We start from the raw sequence: 19894 nt of genomic DNA, 5'->3' as shown, positions 1-19894 counted from the left end.
TCTACGGTCGGTTATTCTTTAATGTAAACAGCTAATTTTTCGATATTAACGTCGATATCGTCATAACTCGTCGGAGAAACTTCAGCAACACCACGCCAACGAGAATTATCAACGTCACGATAAGCCACTAAAATTCCAACATAGTTAGCGTTTTCATCAAGGTTTAATTTTTGCGTCAACTCTTGCTCTGGTTGAAGTTCAACTTCTTGCTTATTAAGGAGATCAGGACCTAAAATGATTTCAGCATTTTCATATAGAGAGAAAAAATCTTGATTATCAAAAATAGTACGAGAAGATAATTCAAAAATTGTCACAAAAACAGGTGATGGTCTTCCTGACAAATCAGGATTGACATCCTTAGCAACGGTAAAATTTAAATCCGTTGATGGGGTAACCAGTACATTTGCAGCCGCCGTAAATATATTTGAACTAGAACAAGCGGATAAGAATAATACCCCACTTAATATGACTAGCCTTCTAATGTATTTTTTGAATAAATTCATGTCATGCCCTTTCATTATATCGATGTTATAAAGATTTAATTTTTTCGTCATATGCTTTAACAAATTCGTCTGTTAACGCACCACTTCCATGTGTTGAGATATCATTTTTTAAATCGTCATGTAACTGAATAAATAAATCCCAGTTTCTTGCGTGTTTATTCGAAGAAATTAATTTATCGAAATAATGTTCCTGGGTATTATTTTCTTGTATTTTTTCAGGAGATAGTTGATCTAATACGCCAAGCAAGGCCCCTAATGTACCTGCAGATAAGGCTTTATCATGCTTTTCTGTATCGGAAAATGCTTCTTTTATCGCTTTATCGGATGATAAAAAGCTACTACTGCCATGCAGATATAAGTTATTAAATACATCATCGATTGTTGCTGAAAATTTAAGTGGATTATTTTCTTTCTGCTGAAATGTAGTTTGATTAATTTTAAATTCACTTTTAAGCAAGGCACGATTTCGTAATAATTTAATTAACCCCATAAACATTAAATTCATTGACTGACCAAGCTCATAATAAGTCTCGGCTGACATTGACTCTTTTCTCAAATTAGGAGAAAGCCCCAAGCCTTCCAAAAACATATCCAACTCTGCACCTGAACTGGTTGTTGTATTGGTATATGCAGGTGCGGGTTTTATTGGTTTTGTCACCTGTGGACGTTCAATTGGTTGCGGTTTAACTTGACTCGTTGACACATTCGAATGGGTGTGACTAACACGTGGTGTGACAGTTTTTTTCACGGGTTCAGCGACAACTTTTTCTACTTTTGGTATCACCTTCTCGGCAACTGGGATTACTTTCGGTTGAGGTGCTTGTTTTGGCACTGCTTTTTCTGTTGCGATTTCCTCGGCAACAACCACCTCTTCTTCCGCCAATAAGTCTTCTTCAATTTCTTCGGGAATAATCAATGCTTCTACCGCTTCTTCAGGCAAAGCTAAGACGTCTTCAATCCCTTCAGGTAGCACTTCTGGCTTTTCAGTTTGTTCTGGAATATCTATAGACTCTTCTACGGTTTCACTCTCTGGCTGAATCGAATTAAGATCTTCTTCGATGGGTTCGTCAACCAGTGAACTAAAATCCCATTCCTCTGGTATAGAAATTGAAGATTCTGATTTGGGCGCAACAAATGAATCATTCAGATCAGTACTCACACTGAGTGCTGATTCAGATTTGTCAGAACCTAATAAATCTTCAGCCAGAAACTCCATCGGCTCAATATCAATATGCGGTTGAACGGGCGTTTCTTCATCTAACAACGTTTCAGTGGAATCTGACTCGGGTAAAAGCGCTTCGGCGTCTAATAACTCAACGGTTATTTCATAATCACCAATAGATAACAAATCGTCGTGACAGAGTTTGTGGCTGCCACTATCGCCTAAAGGCTCAACACTCCGATTAATAAACACGCCATTTGTTGAAATATCATAGAGGTAAAAATCGTCACCTTCCTTATCTATTCGCACATGAGAACCTGAAACGACTTTTTCTGGATCGGGTAAACACCAATCGGCTCCATTAGAACGCCCAAAAACAGCACTCGTTTCAACGGAAAATTCAGTAACTTGCTCGGGGGATAAACGATGATAACTTGTAATTTTAAAATTAACTGCCATGTAAAAATTTTAACCTCAATGAACTATTTGTAAATAAATAGATTTAAAATTTGATAAATATAACTCGAAAGATTATAAGTATTTTTTACCGAGTGTAAATCATAATTATTATATAAAAACGGAAAAGACTCCTTATAGATAAAAAACTTACAAGTTTTCCTGTGATATCACATTTATATTAAAAAACACCCAATTTGTGGGCGAATATAATGATATTTTTTGATAGATTGATTTAATTGACTCGCATATAATGTATCATTTATCTGATTTTTATTTTAACCGTAGAATGTATTAAATAATTATTTGATTTATTGTCAGCATTAAAAAATCAATAACTAATCTTATTACGTAGCAACAACAGGTTTTTTCAGACAAAATATAGAAATAAAACAATTTAAATTACTGTAATTAAATGACCTCATATTTACATAATCACATCTTGATATTGCAAACAGGTCGATACAGTTGCTCCAATATTAATACTATTAATAAAATGGATACCGAAAAAATATTATGGAAAATACGCAAACTTTATTAGATGAAGACAAAACAATAATTTCAAAAAAAATCGATAATACAAATGACCATATTGCTCAAGAAAAATTAATAGGAAAGTGTTTTAACGAACGCTATTTAATTGAAAGCAAAATTGGCACTGGCGGAATGAGTGATGTCTACCGTGCAATTGATTTACATTTAAAAAATGCCGGTATTGAAGAGCCCTATGTCGCGATCAAAATATTACAAACACAGTTTGCCAGTATGGAAGATGCGCAACAGATTCTAATTAACGAAGCCTTACAAACACAAAAACTCTCTCATCCAAATATTATTAGGGTCTACGATGTAAATTCTGATGGCCAATACTACTTTATGGTAATGGAATGGTTGGATGGTGAATCGCTAGATCAAATTATTAGCAGCTCTAAACCTATTGGTATTTCTTTTCAAAAAACCCAGGGCATTTTTAGTCAAATTGGCGCCGCACTCAGTTACGCACATGAAAATGGCTTGGTTCATACGGATCTAAAACCGTCCAACATCTTTTTAACGCGCAAAGGCCAAATCAAAATTTTCGATTTTGGTGTCGCACGTTCTTTGCAAATCAATGAAGATGAATATGCTATTCAGAACAAATCAACAAGTACTGCGTTAAATGGCCATACACCTGCCTATGCCAGTTTAGAGCAATTAAATGGCGGCGTTCCCTGCCCTCAGGATGATATTTTTGCTTTTTCTTGTATCATTTACGAATTATTAACCAGTAAGCATCCTTATAATCGTGTTGCCGCCAATAAAGTTGACTTAACTAAGGGTAAATCGCCTAAACCGAAAAATATCAGTCTAAATCACTGGTTTGCTCTTAAAAAAGGCTTAGCGCTGAAGAAAATTGATCGTGTTGATAATGTAGATGAATTAATCGCTTCACTGTCTACCCGTTTATTCCCGAAAATTGCAGCATCCGTTGCGATCCTCGCTATTTGTGGGTTCGCAGGTAATACTTATTATCAACAACATATGCAAATAAATGCATTAACACAGCGTTTAGATAAAAGCGATCAACATATCGAAAAAATTGAAAACTACGAAACATTATCAGCATCAGAATTACTGCAAAATATAGATCAAATTTCAACAGATAATGCATTTGCAGCACAATCATTACTAAGACAACACCAGCAAGACATCATCGATATTTTTGATGATAAAATAAAAAATGCGCCCACGGTTGGTGATGGAAAATATAAAGATTATGCCGCTGTGAATGCGTTAATTGCTGAAGCAAATAACTATTACCCTGATTCATTACGTTTACAAAAATTGCAAACGGAACAAGTTACCGCTAGAGCGACGATTGTTACGGCACTAATTGAAAAGCTGGACCAGCTATTACAACAAGGCCGTTACGATGAAACGGGAGACGATAGTATTGAGAGTTTATTAAAGGACTTATCAATTGTCGTACCTGAAGAGCAATATGTAGCAACCAGTGATGCATTTAAACTGTTTGAAAAGAACTTTAACAAGGCATTGGCTAAAAAAGATTATCAAGAACTTAACTCATTAATTAAAGTCGGTGATTTGGTTTTTTATAATTATAAAGGTGCAGAGGATATTATTGCAAAGAGCAAAGAAATGGCCTCCGCTGTTAATCAATTAACTGCCTATGAAGCTTACCGCAAAAAATCCCCTGGTAATGCGATTTTCCCGTATAGTGCAGCTGCAACGTTTTATAAACAAGATATTGATAAATTAGAACAAAAACTTTCTGTTGCCCAGAATTATAATACGTTTATGGAAATCGATAGCGAGATTGCTAATTTTGCAAAAAAATTCCCTAAAAACTTCACCCCATTAGTCGCTTTACAGAAACAAGAAGCGAGTTACTTATTCACCTATGCGAATAAGCTAATGGAAATTCGATCTTTTGCTCGTGCAAAAATTTTAGTGAAAAGAGGCAATGTACTGTTGAAGGATTTAGAAGATCTAGATACAGTAGCCGTTTCAAGTAACAATTAGGCCCCATCATCATAAAAAAGGAAAATTTAATGAAATTTAAAATCGCAGCACTTGTATCAAGTGTAGTATTAGTAAGTGCATGTACTTCTACAACTGAAGTCACTGAAGTACAAGAAGCAGTTATAGAAGCACCTACTACTACGGTTTTTCAAACGAACCTAACATCGGTTCCAAGTATTGAAATTTTGAATGAGTGTACGCCTTATATCGTATTAGAAAATAATTTACTGACAGGCTTCACACCACGTTATTTTGATTTTAATATGGATAAGCCAATTGAGGTGCCAAAACAACAATTAACTTGTATTGAAAATGTAATGGATCAATACCCATTAACACTTGAAATTCAAGGTTATACAGATGGTATTGGTAGTCAATCATACAATCAAAAATTAGCACTTCGTCGTGCACAATCAGTGAATAATGAACTAGTTGCTGCGGGTGTTGGTGAAGAAAAAATAACACTAGTACAAAGTGCAAAAGTTGTTAAAGATAAAAATAATGACTCAGCAAGCCGTCGTGTTACTTTAACGCTTAAATAAGGCGTTGGGGATACAGTATTTCACTTAATAAAAGTGAAATACTGTTTAAATTTTATATTATGAATACAGTCTTTTTGCCTTCAGCAATGCCCCTAATACGACAGAACTAAATGCATCTGCTACATTCATTTCAACATCAGGATAACGTTCACTCAGTGCTTGCTGTACCAATGGTGATAACCCCATTCCACCGGTTAAATAGATAATTTCTGGTTGTTGATTACCTTCTTTAATTGCCCCATCGATCATCGTAAACATTTTACTAAGCCACTGTGTCATCGTTTCTGATACTTGATCTCGAGTCATTGAAATAGAAAGGTTCTTTTCAACAAAACACAGATCTAAACAAGTTTGCTGCGAATCACTGAGGTTAATTTTTGCTAATTCAATCGCATGCATCAATTGATGTGTCAGCCGATTTTTTTGCACGCGTTGTAAACGCATCAATGGAATCGGATCAGCGCTTTCAATAATATAGTCGGTTATTAACTTGGCACGTTGTGGCGTATAAAAGTTTGTCATGTCGGGCATATTATCAATGGAATATGCGCCAAAAAATAACATATTAGGTAAGGCACGATCATCGGCGGTTCTCCCACCACGGCCAAACAACGGTGAAACAAGACCATTTGCAAGATCCTTATCACTCATAATTCCGCCTTGCCTAATCCCCTGCGTTGAAAAGATATCTTCTTCACGATCAAGTTTATCGGCTTTATCTTTACTCAATGAACAAAATGTCACATCCGATGTACCACCTCCTAAATCGACAATCATTGCCTTAGTTGATTGGGTAATGCTCTGTTCGAAGTGATAAGCAGCTGCGAGCGGTTCATGAATAAATTCTACGGCTTCAAACCCAACTTTATGAGCAGCACGTAGCATTAGTGCTTCAGCTTGTTGATTACCTAACTCTCCCATGGTTGAATGATAATTAACAGGTCGTGCAATCACCGCTTTAGTGATTGTTTTATTGAGCTGTTTCTCAGCGCAGTGTTTCAAATAAGATAAAAACCTAATGACCAAAATTTCAAAGTTATCGAGCAATCGCTTTGGAATTTTTGCACCTAAAAAGTTCTTTGGGCTGTTTACATAACGGCCTTCATCGGGCGTCAATAAAAAGGCATTAAACCCTTGCTCACCAAATAAGATTTCACCCGAGGTCAACATTTCAGTTAGGGTTTGTTGATTGTCCTGTGCATTATTACTGACCGTGCCAGATTCATCGTTAGTCAGATAAATTGCAGAACGAATTTTATACGGGTTTTCGCTATTTTCATCGACAACGATTAACGTCGGTTTATTATCAACCCATGCCGCAACGGCGCAGTTACTTGTTCCAAAATCAATACCAATAAAATCAGATATCATGACACTTCCTAAACAAAATAGACAACATAACAAACATGTAACCTAGTAAAAATAAAAGCCGACATGATACAGTGAACCCACTGAGATTTATACCTATTACCATTCAAGATGCAAAAATCAGCAAACTAATCGAAGAAAAGTTTTCGACATAAAATTGATGTGTTAACGGAGTAAATCAAAACGTTGAAATAAGCTTAATCAGCTACATAAGCCTGGAAAAAACAGTTAAGTTAATATCGCGATACAAATACCTAGTAAATTAATTATTAAGTCATATCATATAGATAAATTGTTTATCCTCATTAACATTAATTACTAATATCAGTTGTATTGAATAGGTGCTCTCAGTTTTCGATAGATCAGCTCATTATTTCAATTGGTTTAATACAAACATTAAAATACATGATGAAAAGGAGAGAAAATGCTAAACCTTGAGACCCTATTACTTTTTATTGCTTTAGGTTCCGTTGTCGGTGTCGCCGCAGGATTATTGGGGGTTGGTGGCGGCGGCATCATTGTACCTTCGTTAACAACTATTTTTATAATGCAAGGAATGCCTGAAAGTGAAGTCGTACATATGGCCTTAGGCACATCAATGGCCACAATTATCGTTACTTCTTTTGCCAGTTTACGCGCACATCATAAACGTGAAGGCGTACTATGGAATGTGGTTAAAATGATGGCGCCAGGTATTTTACTCGGTACATTTTTGGGTACCTTTTTAGCGTCGGTATTAAGCTCTTTTTATTTAGCCATCTTCTTCTCTGTATTTATGGCCTATGTTTCTCTGCAAATGTTTTTAAACAAAAAGCCAAAACCAAGTCGAACATTAATTGCAGCATCAGGGCAATTTGGTGCAGGTTCGATTATTGGTGCCATTTCAGCTTTAGTATCAATTGGTGGCGGCTCTTTAACGGTGCCCTACTTAATTTGGCAAAATGTCGATATTAAAAAAGCCATTGGAACGAGTGCAGCAGTCGGTTTCCCGATTGCCGTCAGTGGTACGCTCGGTTATATTGTTAATGGTTGGTCACATACAGACATGAGTCAATTTACCTTTGGTTATATCTACTTACCTGCTTTTTTAATTATTGCATGTTGTAGTTATTTCACTGCACCATTAGGTGTTAAATTAACCCATGTTTTACCAATTAACATTACAAAACGTATTTTTGCGTTTCTGTTAATCGCACTCAGTATCAAGATGCTAAGTTCTTTTATTTAACGTTTTTCGCTTACAGGTTCCACTTTTTTAAAGGTGATAAATTGGGTTAATTGTTGAATAGACTTTTCAATTGAATCACGATAATTTTTATATTCGCTTTTATCAAATGAACCTGGTTTATCTACCCATTCAAAATATTTAGTAATGGTGTTTTTATTTGTTACGACTTCTAATTTCGATGTTAGAAAAAGGCGGTCATCATGTTGAATATCCGCAATTACATTACTGGCCGTATAGTTATCCGTAAAATGAATATTAACTGTACTTTTATAAATCACCGGAAATGTTATTTGAAAGTCGACCTTTCGCTCAACCACAGCATTCGGTAATAAATAATAGTATTCCCAAATAGCGGGATCTTTAAATAATACATCGCCATTTTCTAAGTATGAGTTACTTAATTGATAACGTGTATTGATAGAAATTGGAAAACTATTATCCGTTAAATGCTCAATATCTATCGACAATAAATTAACATCGCGATTACGTTGACTAAGAAAACTTTTTGCCCAATTAAAGCGTTCTCCCGGAGAGATATTTTTAAAATAGTGGCGCATTTGACTACCCAAATACCCCCTCATTTCAAGATGTTCAGTCACTAATACACGCTTTTGATTATCTATTTGTACATTACGATTATTCATTATTAAATTATCTTCGGAACGATAATCTTCTATCTGTTTAATATTTGATGCCTGAGGTTTAAGAATAAGTACATTTTCTCCCGCTAGCCCAGCCGGTGCTTTACCGATAAGATCCATATCTTTATCGGTCGCATCGATATATATGCCACCTTGCGTATCGGGCAGATAAACAATCATGTGGTTAAACTGATCCAAACTGGGGTATAACGGCAATACTTCCGTCGATAAATTAGCAAGGACGATATTTGCGTTAATATTAATTGCGTTCAATAAATCAGCCAATAAAACTGCATGATCTTTACAATCGCCATATCGCAACTCAATGGTTTTCTCTCCTCTATTAGGCATGCGCCCTCTGATCCCAAATTCAATCGCTTTATAGGTAATATTCTGTTGTAAATAATCAATAATATTCTTAATTTTACCTTCGCGCGTAGGACTGTTTTTAGTTAACTCAAAGGCAAGATTTTTTACTTTTTCAGATACAACTAGCTGAGTATCAATTTGTGATAAATAGTCATCGCTTAAATCCTGCCAATTTGTATTTTTTGCATTAATAACAACTGCAGCAAGGTAATCTCTTGGATTCGTCGACATAGGTTGATCGTAATAAACCACGGGAAAGTGTGCGGTCCATGTAAGCCGATCACCTTGCTCCTTCGCCTCACTAGTAAAAAATGCTTTATGGGTTAACTGATCAATATCGCCAGTGACATAAATAGTAGAGTTGACAACAGGGATGCCCGATGAATGGTTTAAAGCAGTAAACGGAAAAGTAGTAACATTAGATAACGTTTGTTTTGTGTAGGTAAATCGAATCGATGTACCTTTAGATAAATTGGCAACAGGAATGTGTACAATTTTATTTAAATTATCATCTTCATTATTATCCGTAACATAAAAATCATTCCGATCTATTTGATTAACAATGTCGCCTTTATCATTTAACACAACAACCTCATTGAAATAAATAGATTCATATAAAGCATCAAATCCGATTTCAATTGTGCTGTATTGGGATACTGCTTGATCCGTTAACAGTTTAATTGTACGACTCTTGGTTGTTTTAAGTGGTTTACCTATCGTAAATTCAATCGCCGTTAGTTTATTAATCAAATATGAATTAAAATCACTAAAATCAGTTTCATTAACAACTTGATCCTGCGTCAATATTGGATAGTCTACCGGCAAAATTTCCTTCGCAATCGAAGTTGACTCCCCTTGTCCTAGCATCGCAGAAACTTCTTTTATATACCCAAGTACATATTCATTATTCGGCGCCAAGACGAGTGCACTCTCGAAGGATTTTTTAGCCTGCGCATACCAATGCATTGCATATTGTGCTTCTCCTTTTTGGTAATACGCACCAGCAGAAGCATGGCCCGCATCAAGCAAACTATCGGCAAAGCCAATAGCAGCTTGGTAGTCGCCTTTGTCTTTCGCTATATAGATTTTTTCAAATACGAATTCTGTATTAAGCGGTATGCCCTTTTGCGCTGTATTGATTAAATTCAACGCACCTTCATAATCTTTTAAATTGCGTTTAATTTCAGATCGTTTAATGACAATATCAGGGTTATTTATATCCGTTGCATACTGTGCAATTATCTCATCCGCTTCACTAAAGCGTTGCTCATCGATCAAAACATCCACATACATCAGGATATCTTCATTGTTACGTAAACCTTGGCTAACAGCCATTTTATAATATTTTATTGCCCGTTGATTCTCATCTAAATTTTTATACACCCAACCGAACCAACTGTAATTATCAGCATCGAGCGTCAACTGATCTGCATTAGATTCAATAAATTGTTTTGCTCCAGTGAAATCATTCAGTCGGTTAAAGGAATCAAAAAGATTATTGGTGAATAACGGGCTCGTTTTATCATTCTGAATAGCAATTTTAAAGAATTTCGTGGCATCAATATAATTTTTTGCATTGTAATAATAGACACCGGCAAGATTAAATAATGATGCACTATTTTTAACATCAATCGGATCAAATTGTTTTTGTTTAGGGGCTTTAAAATGAATGCTTTCTAATAACCCATTTAAAGACTTATCAGCTAAATTTTCATCATTGACGGTCCAAAATGCAGTCAGAAAATCACAGGTATCACCTTTCGTAACAACAAAACGTCCTTGATAATTATAATCTTTATCGGCCCAATTATGGATATAAAGCGTACTATCTAACCCATCAACCTTCGTCTCAATTTTTTTTTCGATATCAGCGGGATAGTCAATGCCTTGCTGATTAAGCAACGCGTAATTAACAGCAATATCATGGGGTCTATTACCCATATGGCAAAAAGGAATAATATTAAAATAGCTTTTATTAAGCACTTCACCACCTAGGATTGCATTAGGATAACTTTCTGCATAATCATCCCATTTAGCCCAAGGTGAATTATCTGCATTGATGGTTAAAAACTTATTACTTACCGTCCCTAGTGGCTCTCTATTTGATGAAAACCCAACACGGTTTGGCTGGATCATTCGAAAACCATTATATAAACGTTTAAATTGTTTATTTACCAAGTGAGCATCACGCTGACTTCCCCATGCAATCACTTGGTAAACAAATCCGTTATGCGCATATAACCAATATCCGTAGTGGAAATGCTGCTTTGAAACAACCGCATCAATCACCACAAAACGTCCAATTAATCCGTTGACAGCGTGTTCCTGTGAACTCACAACAGAAACGTCATCGGCCACACTGGTCAAATTGGCAATAACAAAATCTTCTAATGATGCGATGGAATCTATATTTTCTTGAATTTCAGCAATAATAGTAAAATAAACCTTTGGCTTACTTCGCATCAGAAATAAGGAAGAACCTGGATTAATCAGCTTTTCATTTAGTGCAATATATTTATCGTTTGGTACGGTATATTCAAAATTCAATGGCTCAAATGTATAGGTTTTCCCACGCACATCGATATTGTATTTCGACGCCATCGTATTCGCACTGAAACACAGCATTGCAAGGCTTAGTAATATAAATGTAAATCTTGAAAGAATGCCATTAAAGCATCGTTTAATGGCATGTAATGCAAACAGGATTGATGAAAGTAATAAAAGGAATGGTGTTAATATAGACGTAATCATAAGAATCCATTTTAGTGATTAGCGGTACAATATCCATGTAACTTGAATATCAAAAAAACATTATAACTATCTTAAGCTAAGATTAAAAACTGAATTTAGTGATTGATTTTCAATCTAAATAAATTACTTCGATAATATATTATCATTTGATAAAAAATCATAAATAATGATTCATTTAATAATCAATCCACTCTATTTGTTTCTATGACATTACATTTAAGTCTCCAAATTAGACATAGAATAAAGCAACTCTCACTTGACGATACCTATTACAATATGCAAACATATGGATATTCATATATTGGTATGTTTTAAGTTTTAACAACACCAAAAGATGACCTCTATCCTAATCAGATATGATTATGCTTTACATGCTTTACATGTTTAACCGTTATAACAAAGAAGTCTATTTATGCTAGAACCCGTTCAACTATTTAAATGCTTATCCGATGAAACTCGCCTCAGTTCAACGCTTCTTATCATGCAGGAAGGTGAGCTTTGTGTGTGTGAATTAATGGAAGCATTAGCACTAAGCCAACCTAAAATATCACGTCACCTTGCGCAACTTCGTAACTGTGGCATTCTCGACGATGCAAGACGTGGTCACTGGGTTTACTATTCTATTTCAGTACAACTTCCTCATTGGGCAAAAGATGTTTTATTAGCCACAGCCCAAACTAATCAACCGCTGATCACTGAATACCAAAACAAATTAAACGCGATGCAAAATCGCCCCAATTGCTGTTAACTCAACTCATTAGGCCTTAACTATGAAAATATTATATATCTGTACTCATAATCGTTGTCGTAGCATTTTAAGCGAAGCCATTACCAACCATTTATCGAATGGTGTATTACAAGCCTTTAGTGCTGGTAGCCAACCTACCGGTGAAGTGCACCCTCTTTCGTTAAAATACTTAGCAGAAAAAGGTATTTCAATTGCGGGGCTACAAAGTCAATCCTGGGACGATTTTGAAGCAGACCAACCCGATATAGTCGTCACAGTTTGTGATAACGCAGCCAATGAAGCCTGTCCTGTGTGGTTTGGTAACACGGTAAAAGTACATTGGGGACTGCCTGATCCATCCAAACTTACCGGCAGTGAAGACGAAATTCGCGATGCTTTCTATGCCGTTATCGACACTATCGAGAAGCGCATTAAAGCACTATTAGCCTTAAACCTTGCGCCGATGACAAAAGAGCAACGTCAGGCTGCACTGAATAATTTAATCGAGGAATAAAATATTATGGGTATATTTGAACGTTTCCTTACGCTATGGGTTGGTTTATGTATTATTGCAGGGGTTATTCTAGGTAATTTAATACCGGGACTTTTCCAGTGGTTTGCAGCATTGGAAGTGGCACACGTAAATATCCCCGTCGCAATTTTTATTTGGATTATGATTTACCCAATGATGATTCAAATCGATTTCAGCTCGATTAAAGACATCGGTAAAAAACCAAAAGGATTATTATTAACATTAGTCATTAACTGGTTAGTTAAACCCTTTACTATGGCCTTTTTAGGTTGGTTATTTTTCCGAGTTTTATTTGTTGATTTCGTCGACCCACAAACGGCAACGGAATACATTGCAGGTATGATTTTATTAGGTGTTGCGCCATGTACTGCGATGGTATTTGTATGGAGTCAATTAGTTAAAGGCGATGCGAACTACACATTAGTCCAAGTATCGGTCAACGATTTGATCATGATTTTTGCATTTGCGCCGATTGCCGCATTTCTGCTTGGTGTTACCGATGTAACAGTTCCGTGGGATACACTTATCTATTCCGTTGTGTTATATGTTGTGATCCCATTGCTTGCGGGCGTTTATACACGCAAAGCATTAGATTCACAAAATGACCACACTAAACTCAATAATTTTGTCCATCGCCTAAAGCCTGTTTCAATAGCCGGATTATTAGCCACGGTCGTATTGTTATTTGGATTCCAAGCAGAAACAATTATTGCTAAACCCTTGGCAATTGTATTGATTGCTATCCCGTTATTAATACAAACCTATTCTATCTTTTTTGTCGCGTATGGTGCGGCAAAGGTAATGAAGCTTCCGCACAATATAGCAGCTCCAGCTTGTATGATTGGTACGTCAAATTTCTTTGAATTGGCCGTCGCAGTCGCAATTTCATTATTTGGTTTACAATCGGGCGCTGCTCTGGCAACCGTTGTCGGTGTTTTAGTCGAAGTACCGGTTATGCTAACCTTAGTTTCTATTGCCAATAAAACACGCCATTGGTTTGATAAGACGGAGTAAAAAATGAATAAATCAGATTTACCAAATGTTGATATTGAATCAATGAGAACCATTGATAATCAAGCTGTATTTGAAGCAAACCCAAGTGAACATAAACCACGTATCTTACTGCTATATGGCTCATTACGTAATCGTTCTTTTAGTCGATTTGCAACACAAGAAGCGGCTCGTTTATTAAATCACTTTGGCGCTGAAACTCGAATATTTAACCCTTCTGGTTTGCCCTTACCCGACGATAGTGATGATACCCACCCGAAGGTACAGGAACTTCGAGAGTTAGTGCAATGGAGTGAAGGCATGGTTTGGTGTAGTCCTGAACGTCATGGCGCAATGACCAGTGTATTGAAAGCTCAAATTGATTGGATACCATTAGCGATTCAAGCAACACGACCGACACAGGGAAAAACCTTAGCCATTATGCAAGTTTGTGGTGGTTCACAATCCTTTAATGCCGTCAATCAGATGCGCATACTTGGCCGTTGGATGCGTATGATCACTATTCCGAATCAATCATCTATTCCAAAAGCTTGGCTAGAGTTTGATGATGATAATCGTATGAAACCTTCGTCACTGTATGACCGTATCGTCGATGTAATGGAAGAGTTGGTTAAATTTACGCTGTTAACGCGTGATAGAAGTGATTTCCTAACAAATCGCTATTCTGAACGAAAAGAAACAGCAGAGGCTTTTCGTCAACGTATCGATCAACGTTCAACACAAAGTGAATCGTAAAAAATGCATGTAACCACTTAGGAATCATATTTTTAAGTGGTTGCTGAACCTTTTGTCTTTTTATCTAAAAATGTGCGCTTCCCCGCTTCTAAACATCGCAATTTATTTGAATTAAAGCAAACTTAAGCAATATAATAATACTAATAAAGATTTACATTACTCATTCCCCTTACCAGATGCCTTTTGTCATTAAGGTAACGCATTTTAATGTTGAATCTATTCATAACATGCAACTAACATGTTGACTAAATTAACTCATCTCGTTTTATAGCAACCGATTACAAAGGAATCCTATTTATATGGAATTTTTAACAAACGATCATTATCCAGATACATCATCAAACACCCGCGTAAATAATGATCAACAAACACAAAAATGGCAGACGACTTCTCGTCCAAATTATCGATTAGGTAGTTTGCTTCCTTTATGCTTTACGGTAATGAGCAGTGTTCTATTAAGTCAGACAGCACTAGCGGAAGAACAATCCTCTGCGAATATTTTAAAAATCAAACAAGAAATTGCCCATATTGGTGATTCAACACCTTTAGAACCCATTGTTGAAGTACAACCTGAGATTACCAAACAAGTCGAATCGACATCAGATCGTAATCCGATTCAGCAGGAAATTGCCAAATTACAGGCATTAAAAGACAATAAATCTCAGCCCCTCAAAACCATCCCAGAGGAAGCAGTTAAAGCAGAGGTTAACAAAGTCGCCATTGAAGAAGCGATTATCGAGCCTGTTATTGAGCAACCGGTCACTGAAGTCGTAATTGAGACAAAGATTATCGAATCTGCTGATGAAGCAGTCACAGATGCAATAGCAAATAAATCGGTTATCGATCCAATTGTTGTTGAGCAACCCGCTGAAATAGTCGTTGACACATCAATGACAGAATCCATTGTTGAACCGTCTGTTACTGATTTACCAACTAAACAAGAAATGACAGCAGTAGCCGTTGAAAAAGCACCTGTAGTGGCTGAAAAAGTCGTAAATGAAGTAATGGATAAACAACCTATTGTTGAAATAGCGGATACTAAAATAGCCAATCAACCGATTATTGAACAATCGCAAACAATAGATGCCCCCATCACCTTAGAAACAATGCGCAGTGTCGACAATGCACCGGATGCTTATAACCATTACACTGAAATAGCGCAACGCCTATCTATTATTTTTCATTTTAAAACGGAAAAAAATGAACTCGATAGTGCCAATAAACAAGAACTAGCACGTTTAATTGATTATCTAAATGAGCATAAAACCGAACATATCGTATTAATGGGATTTGCCGATTCATTAGGTGATAAAGAGTACAATAGCAACCTCTCACTATTACGTGCGAAAGTTATCGAAAAGGAATTAGTGGATAGACACTTTAATGTTGTTACCGTCAGTGGGTTTGGTAGTTCAGTGCCCGTTGCATCAAATATAAACGCAGCAGGACGAAGCGAAAACCGTCGTGTTGAGGTGTGGATTTACTAAACATCCCTTCATAAGTTAGTTATTAGTTATCACTATTGCTAGAGGTGGTAACTAATAACTTGTGCGGGTACTTTCGACAAATATCACTCCGCGAGTTTTGACATTAAGATATGATCTTCCCATTTTCCAGCGATATTCAAATACGATTTAGCAAGCCCCTCCTTTTCAAACCCCAACTGTTTTAATAGTTTCCCTGAGCGCGTATTCCTTGGGATATAGTTAGCCATAATTCGATGTAAACGTAATTCAGTAAACACATATTTTATCGAAGCCTCCAACATCTCAAACATCAGCCCCTTGCCTTCATACTTACAACTCACCGAATAGCCAAGATGGCAAGCTTGAAAAGCCCCATGAACAATATTAGTGAAATTGGCACTACAGACGATTTCATTGGTTATTTTATCTAGCCCAACCAATGGAATACTTGCACCCGCATAAAAAGACTCTAGGTTAGCGTGTAAACGAGCTTGCGTCGTTACATCATCAAAATAACCAGCATCGCGTAAGGGTTCCCAGGGTGATAAATGCTCCCGATTAAGATCTTGATACCGCACCATTAATTTGTATTGATCAGGTGACAAAACCGTGATCAATAAACGGTCAGTGTGAAAAATTGGAATTTGATTCATAAAGCAGGCTTCACATTTAAAATAAAAAAAATCTATGGCACGGCTAATACTGCGCAATTACAAAGATCATCACTTTCAAAAGCGGTTAATTCACCTGCTTTCAAACCAGGCACTGGAAATAGACGTACGGTTAATGGTTTATTCAAACGATAGGCCATAGTGCCCGTATCTCGCATAATTGCAGCTATTTTATCAGCAGGCGTATCACCGGGAATGGGCACAGTATCAAGACCAATGCCACAAACGGCACTGTAGGTAAGTAGAGAACGAATATCAAAGTCCCCATTGATACTGCCCTTTGCCAATCCACGATCTTCCGTTAACGCAAGCATTAACCCCGAAAAACCAACAAGATCAACGCCACTGATAGATTTAAACACCCTAGTTAATAAAGCAGAAGCCTCCACCGTGCCCGAAGCACCAAAATGCGGAACCCCCATAGCTTCATACACATCGGTCATACTCGCGCAATTTTTTGAAGGCGCAGCAGAACTATCAAACCCAGCAAACTCGAAAGCATCACTTATATCGGCCTTTTTGACGATATCAGTAATCATATCAATATGGTATTGTAATGCCTGATGCATCACATGGTAGTAACCATTAAACTGACTATTATGCTCGACAGTACCCTTCTCTTGGTTATATTGTTTAAGCACATCAACTAATAAATCAGGCGTTTCTAAACCAATAACAACTTTATTACCCAATTCTTTACGATGATAACTTGCAGGAAAATAAGGAATTAACGGCTGACAATTAAAATTGACCGTGAAATTAAAATTACCTTCACCACGTGGAGTGATCGCAGCAATACGTTGTACCGCTTGTACAGACTGCTCAATCATTGTGTTATCTAATATGCCAAATTCATCTAAACTGATATTCACACACACATTGCATAAATCACCAAACTCTTTAATAAGTTCAGGCAATATCAGCAACTCATTAAGCGTTTGAGCTTCTCCTATGGCAAAACGTACACGCATATCGGAATGATTCGCCGTCATCAGCAATTCACGTAAATACTGTAGATCAGCACGTGCTGTTTCATAGGAACTGGTATTCAGGTATTCACCGAAGGGATTAGTCACAATACGAATAGACTGTACTTCATAGCCATTCGCATCAAAAACATCCGTTAAAGCTAAACAATATTGTGAAGCTTCAAGGATTTGCTCATTCCAACGGCTTTTATCTGCATCGAGGGAAATAAATGTAGTAACGGTACGTACTTTACAGAGGGCTTTGTTTTGATAACGCAAGGGAGTCATTCCTTTGATGTGCAGATAATAGAAGTTAGTTCAGATAAAAAGCAAATAATTAACTCACGCTAAAACTTTGTCCACAACCACATTCGTCAACAATATTAGGGTTATTATAGGTAATTACTTCATTTACCCCTTCTTGTACTAAATCAATTTCAGTACCCGATAGAATCGGCATAGATTCAGCAGCAACGGCTAATGTTCCACCTTCAAAGGGAATAACAATATCCGTCGACTCTGGTGCTTCTACGGTATCTAAAACATAGGCAAATCCAGTACAACCGCTCACTTTAGTACTGATGCGAATAAATTTCTCAGCTTGTTTAGCTAATTTTTTACTAAAATATTTCTGTGCTGAAGCGGTTAACGTCACGCTAGCGACTGGATTAAACACATTAACAGTCATTACAATCTCCAAATAAAACAATATTTACACGTTCGTAAGTGCAATAGCAGATAATAGAGAGCAATCATAACATTGTAAATAGAAAAGGTTCCTATTTAACCTTCGTTCTGGATAATGAAAGCGAAATAAAACGAAGTATCAATTACTTAAAAAATAGATCATAAACATAGATCATACAGTACTGTATCCTTTCGCTTCGACAGAATTGAGGTTATTTAGTTATCAATAGCAGGTCCATGCAAAGCGATACGGCAAGGCAATGATTAGCTCTTTCGTCATCAACAAGTTCATATTAATAGATTTAAATTCACCTTCACCTGAGATAAAAATGGACGAAAAGGCGACCATCAATATTATAAATTAAATTCTTTTTTCAATGATGTTAATACGGTCTGTGTTTCATGAAGTTCTTCTTCCTGCTTTTTAACTTGTTTACTTAACCGTAAAATGGTGCGGATTAGTTCTGATTTCTCTTTTTTAGCGAGCTCTAGTACTTCATAGTGATCAAGTAGATCTTCTTCTACTTCTCGTGCATGTGCTTGTTTAGTTTCGCGTTTCTTTTGCGCTTTTAATGCCTTTTTTTGCTCTCGTATACTTTCCACAGATTCAAAGGTGCCGTAGATAAGCGTTTCAAGGGTTTTATTAATCGGTCGATTATGCGCAAGTTTTTTTAATGCCACACCTGCTTTTACATCCAAATTAAAGGTATAAACTTTTTTGCCATTATTGCTATCGCGTGACTTTTTACTTCGCCAAGCTTTAAACATTTTTGTTCTTAACTCTCTTCCTTCAGCCGTTTTTTCAAGTAAGGAACAAAGTGCATTAAATTGTAATAAATTAATATTCGCAATATCGATACCCACACCATCTGTAATTTTATTAAGTAGACGGCTTTTTTGATTGAGATAACCTTTGACCCAATCAATATTCGTACTATTCCATTGAAAGCTTTTAGGTTTGTAATCGATTGTACTTGGCATAATCAATCCCCTTTGAATGACCAAATAGTTAATAATGAGTATAATTAAAGAACGAGATAAACCTATTAACCTGAAGAGTCACTGAAGTCAGACAAAATACAGGTTAACTATCCTTCAACCAATATACTCCACCTTGACACGCATTGCATCACTTAGTAGCAAATAAGCGTATTATTTTGATCTAAACACAACTTTTAGATTGAAAAAAGCCTATAACAAACAACCAGGAAACTTAATAATACCACTTAGCTTCAAATTAGCTTTAAGTTGCTGATATAAATTAGCTTATAGATTTAACATTAAAAATATTAAACACACATAACATCAACAACCACACCATCTAAAACAACTCTATTATAATTAAAGAAATATTAACCCTTAGTCAAAAAACACATTTTATTTAACATCTTTTTTATTGCAAAAAATATACCTTCGTCCCTTCCATTTATTACCGCTAGCGCAAATATATTATATAAAAAGACACTGTCCCCTCTTCTCATTGCAAATAATAATAGGTATTTTATTGATTAAACATAATTGTTCGTCGCAACACGCTTAGAATGATTCACTGGC

General features: G+C 36.3%; 16 protein-coding genes. 8 read left to right on the top strand and 8 right to left on the bottom strand.

Features of this window, described 5'->3' with window-relative positions:
* Positions 1-11 precede the first annotated feature (11 nt).
* A complete protein-coding gene (gene tssJ / locus ACR30L_RS09565; protein WP_435237783.1) occupies positions 12-503 on the bottom strand; it encodes a type VI secretion system lipoprotein TssJ in 492 nt (163 codons plus the stop codon).
* A 25-nt stretch (positions 504-528) separates the two neighbouring features.
* Positions 529-2124 carry a type VI secretion system-associated FHA domain protein TagH gene (gene tagH / locus ACR30L_RS09560; protein ID WP_435237782.1) on the bottom strand — a complete coding sequence of 532 codons (1596 nt, stop codon included), beginning with the start codon at positions 2122-2124 and terminating at the stop codon, positions 529-531.
* Positions 2125-2637: 513 nt separating this feature from the next.
* On the opposite strand from tagH, the gene ACR30L_RS09555 reads away from it, so the two are divergent.
* Positions 2638-4644, top strand: coding sequence for a serine/threonine-protein kinase (locus tag ACR30L_RS09555; RefSeq protein ID WP_435237781.1), 2007 nt, complete (start codon positions 2638-2640; stop codon positions 4642-4644).
* A gap of 29 nt (positions 4645-4673) precedes the next feature.
* Positions 4674-5186 (top strand): OmpA family protein, encoded by a 513-nt coding sequence (locus ACR30L_RS09550; protein WP_435237780.1) that lies wholly within the window; start codon positions 4674-4676, stop codon positions 5184-5186.
* 57 nt (positions 5187-5243) lie between these two features.
* Here ACR30L_RS09550 and ACR30L_RS09545 read toward each other — a convergent pair whose 3' ends face one another.
* Positions 5244-6557 carry an Hsp70 family protein gene (locus tag ACR30L_RS09545; RefSeq protein ID WP_435237779.1) on the bottom strand — a complete coding sequence of 438 codons (1314 nt, stop codon included), beginning with the start codon at positions 6555-6557 and terminating at the stop codon, positions 5244-5246.
* A 421-nt stretch (positions 6558-6978) separates the two neighbouring features.
* Between ACR30L_RS09545 and ACR30L_RS09540 the strand changes: the two genes are divergently transcribed.
* Positions 6979-7782, top strand: coding sequence for a sulfite exporter TauE/SafE family protein (locus ACR30L_RS09540; RefSeq protein WP_435237778.1), 804 nt, complete (start codon positions 6979-6981; stop codon positions 7780-7782).
* On the opposite strand, the gene ACR30L_RS09535 is transcribed toward ACR30L_RS09540, so the two are convergent.
* Positions 7779-11543, bottom strand: coding sequence for a DUF3857 domain-containing protein (locus tag ACR30L_RS09535; protein ID WP_435237777.1), 3765 nt, complete (start codon positions 11541-11543; stop codon positions 7779-7781). The two genes, ACR30L_RS09540 and ACR30L_RS09535, sit on opposite strands and share 4 nt — an antisense overlap.
* A gap of 412 nt (positions 11544-11955) precedes the next feature.
* Between ACR30L_RS09535 and ACR30L_RS09530 the strand changes: the two genes are divergently transcribed.
* From ACR30L_RS09530 to ACR30L_RS09510, 5 genes are all read left to right on the top strand, one after another.
* The gene (locus tag ACR30L_RS09530) at positions 11956-12291 is read left to right on the top strand and encodes a metalloregulator ArsR/SmtB family transcription factor (RefSeq protein WP_435237776.1); all 336 of its coding nucleotides are present in this window, start codon (positions 11956-11958) and stop codon (positions 12289-12291) included.
* Between the two features lie 22 nt (positions 12292-12313).
* Positions 12314-12784, top strand: a complete 471-nt coding sequence (locus ACR30L_RS09525) for an arsenate reductase ArsC (RefSeq protein WP_435237775.1) — start codon at positions 12314-12316, stop codon at positions 12782-12784.
* A gap of 6 nt (positions 12785-12790) precedes the next feature.
* On the top strand, positions 12791-13816 hold the full coding sequence (arsB, locus tag ACR30L_RS09520; protein WP_435237774.1) for an ACR3 family arsenite efflux transporter: 1026 nt from the start codon (positions 12791-12793) through the stop codon (positions 13814-13816).
* 3 nt (positions 13817-13819) lie between these two features.
* The gene (gene arsH, locus ACR30L_RS09515; RefSeq protein ID WP_435237773.1) at positions 13820-14548 is read left to right on the top strand and encodes an arsenical resistance protein ArsH; all 729 of its coding nucleotides are present in this window, start codon (positions 13820-13822) and stop codon (positions 14546-14548) included.
* A 299-nt stretch (positions 14549-14847) separates the two neighbouring features.
* The gene (locus tag ACR30L_RS09510) at positions 14848-16035 is read left to right on the top strand and encodes an OmpA family protein (protein ID WP_435237772.1); all 1188 of its coding nucleotides are present in this window, start codon (positions 14848-14850) and stop codon (positions 16033-16035) included.
* 83 nt (positions 16036-16118) lie between these two features.
* On the opposite strand, the gene ACR30L_RS09505 is transcribed toward ACR30L_RS09510, so the two are convergent.
* The 4 genes from ACR30L_RS09505 to ACR30L_RS09490 form a co-directional block, all read right to left on the bottom strand.
* Positions 16119-16667, bottom strand: a complete 549-nt coding sequence (locus ACR30L_RS09505; protein ID WP_435237771.1) for a GNAT family N-acetyltransferase — start codon at positions 16665-16667, stop codon at positions 16119-16121.
* Positions 16668-16699: 32 nt separating this feature from the next.
* A complete protein-coding gene (locus ACR30L_RS09500) occupies positions 16700-17941 on the bottom strand; it encodes a DUF711 family protein (protein ID WP_435237770.1) in 1242 nt (413 codons plus the stop codon).
* A 49-nt stretch (positions 17942-17990) separates the two neighbouring features.
* Positions 17991-18341 (bottom strand): HesB/IscA family protein, encoded by a 351-nt coding sequence (locus tag ACR30L_RS09495; protein ID WP_435237769.1) that lies wholly within the window; start codon positions 18339-18341, stop codon positions 17991-17993.
* A 353-nt stretch (positions 18342-18694) separates the two neighbouring features.
* Positions 18695-19321: a hypothetical protein gene (locus ACR30L_RS09490; RefSeq protein WP_435237768.1), complete on the bottom strand. Its 627-nt coding sequence runs from the start codon at positions 19319-19321 to the stop codon at positions 18695-18697.
* Positions 19322-19894: the final 573 nt, after the last annotated feature.

The organism is Psychromonas saccharinae (assembly GCF_051201515.1).
GTDB lineage: Bacteria > Pseudomonadota > Gammaproteobacteria > Enterobacterales > Psychromonadaceae > Psychromonas.
Note: the sequence above shows the minus strand (reverse complement) of the source record. Positions and strands in the feature narration are given on the sequence as shown.

Excerpts from the sequence above, each read along its gene's own strand:
- tssJ (WP_435237783.1), bottom strand. The coding sequence starts at position 503 with ATGAATTTATTCAAAAAATACATTAGAAGGCTAGTCATATTAAGTGGG.
- tagH (WP_435237782.1), bottom strand. The coding sequence starts at position 2,124 with ATGGCAGTTAATTTTAAAATTACAAGTTATCATCGTTTATCCCCCGAG.
- ACR30L_RS09555 (WP_435237781.1), top strand. The coding sequence starts at position 2,638 with ATGGAAAATACGCAAACTTTATTAGATGAAGACAAAACAATAATTTCA.
- ACR30L_RS09550 (WP_435237780.1), top strand. The coding sequence starts at position 4,674 with ATGAAATTTAAAATCGCAGCACTTGTATCAAGTGTAGTATTAGTAAGT.
- ACR30L_RS09545 (WP_435237779.1), bottom strand. The coding sequence starts at position 6,557 with ATGATATCTGATTTTATTGGTATTGATTTTGGAACAAGTAACTGCGCC.
- ACR30L_RS09540 (WP_435237778.1), top strand. The coding sequence starts at position 6,979 with ATGCTAAACCTTGAGACCCTATTACTTTTTATTGCTTTAGGTTCCGTT.
- ACR30L_RS09535 (WP_435237777.1), bottom strand. The coding sequence starts at position 11,543 with ATGATTACGTCTATATTAACACCATTCCTTTTATTACTTTCATCAATC.
- ACR30L_RS09530 (WP_435237776.1), top strand. The coding sequence starts at position 11,956 with ATGCTAGAACCCGTTCAACTATTTAAATGCTTATCCGATGAAACTCGC.
- ACR30L_RS09525 (WP_435237775.1), top strand. The coding sequence starts at position 12,314 with ATGAAAATATTATATATCTGTACTCATAATCGTTGTCGTAGCATTTTA.
- arsB (WP_435237774.1), top strand. The coding sequence starts at position 12,791 with ATGGGTATATTTGAACGTTTCCTTACGCTATGGGTTGGTTTATGTATT.
- arsH (WP_435237773.1), top strand. The coding sequence starts at position 13,820 with ATGAATAAATCAGATTTACCAAATGTTGATATTGAATCAATGAGAACC.
- ACR30L_RS09510 (WP_435237772.1), top strand. The coding sequence starts at position 14,848 with ATGGAATTTTTAACAAACGATCATTATCCAGATACATCATCAAACACC.
- ACR30L_RS09505 (WP_435237771.1), bottom strand. The coding sequence starts at position 16,667 with ATGAATCAAATTCCAATTTTTCACACTGACCGTTTATTGATCACGGTT.
- ACR30L_RS09500 (WP_435237770.1), bottom strand. The coding sequence starts at position 17,941 with ATGACTCCCTTGCGTTATCAAAACAAAGCCCTCTGTAAAGTACGTACC.
- ACR30L_RS09495 (WP_435237769.1), bottom strand. The coding sequence starts at position 18,341 with ATGACTGTTAATGTGTTTAATCCAGTCGCTAGCGTGACGTTAACCGCT.
- ACR30L_RS09490 (WP_435237768.1), bottom strand. The coding sequence starts at position 19,321 with ATGCCAAGTACAATCGATTACAAACCTAAAAGCTTTCAATGGAATAGT.